Genomic DNA, 951 nt, shown 5'->3' with positions numbered 1-951 from the left:
TTGCTTCGATAATGAAATGCAATTTATGCCATTGCCGCAGCCGACCTCAAGAATATCAGCACTCTCAGTCGTATTTAGTAAGCCTAAACGACGAGCAAGTGCATCGAGTTCCAGTAACTTGGCGGTTCCTGTCTTTGTTGTGGCGCGCAGATTCGTACCATAGGTCTCTGCCCAATTGGACCAATGTTCAAAAATCTGCTTGCTATCCATTTTGAAGTTCCAGTTGCTTGATGGAGGGCTCGATGCTGAGGGAATAATCTATCCGCCGGAGATCATTCGCATGTATGGTCCTGACATGCCAGAGATACGACCCATGCGTCAATACCGATATCCGAACCTCAGGCTTTTGACAAGGCAATATAGCACTTATGTAAATTAAGTAAATGGCTAAAGGCAGTAATATTTTTTTTCGAGGGTGGGTATTGCTGAGGAATGGGCTAGCACCCTGACTATCGGCGGCGCTTTGCAGATAGTTTCAGTCGATCAATTTCGGCAAGCTGATCGCGCGCCAATTTAATTAGTTGTGCTGATAATGCTGCCAGTTCTACGACATTCATATTCTCAAGATCTTTTTTATTCATTTCCATCAGATGATATCTATCCAGTGGTGGCAGCCTAACGCTCGGTAAAGAGCCTAGCTGCTCGCGAACTTTATTGAGGGTAGCAAGCAAAGGGATATCCTCTTCTGATGCCGGGTTCGTCACTTCACTGGAAGGGGCTAGGGTGTCGGGAGAGGCGGGGGGCAACTCATGGGTTTCAGGTTTCGATTGACGTAACGTCTCAAAGAGTTGACGGGCCAAGAGTTGCGCTTGTTCCCGTTTGCTGGTCAGAGGCGGCAATGGCCGTTTTGCAGAGAAATCCCTCGGCGGTTGGGGCAGGACATCGGTCGATGCGGGGGATATTGAATGCGCAAGCGTGTCGGCCTCGTCATCCAGCGTAATGACTGGCGAA

2 protein-coding genes are annotated in these 951 nt (G+C 48.8%); both read right to left on the bottom strand.

Going from position 1 to position 951, the window contains the following annotated elements:
- Positions 1–210, bottom strand: a 210-nt coding sequence (locus tag VZ95_RS27675; protein ID WP_232302784.1) for a class I SAM-dependent methyltransferase, incomplete at its 3' end; no start/stop codon positions are given.
- Between the two features lie 239 nt (positions 211–449).
- On the bottom strand, positions 450–951 hold a 502-nt coding region (locus VZ95_RS26290; protein WP_198148446.1), incomplete at its 5' end, for a hypothetical protein.

The organism is Elstera litoralis, from assembly GCF_000963705.1.
In the GTDB taxonomy this organism is placed as follows: domain Bacteria; phylum Pseudomonadota; class Alphaproteobacteria; order Elsterales; family Elsteraceae; genus Elstera; species Elstera litoralis.
The sequence above is the reverse complement of the archived record's forward strand: the minus strand, read 5'-3'. Positions and strand labels throughout refer to the sequence as shown.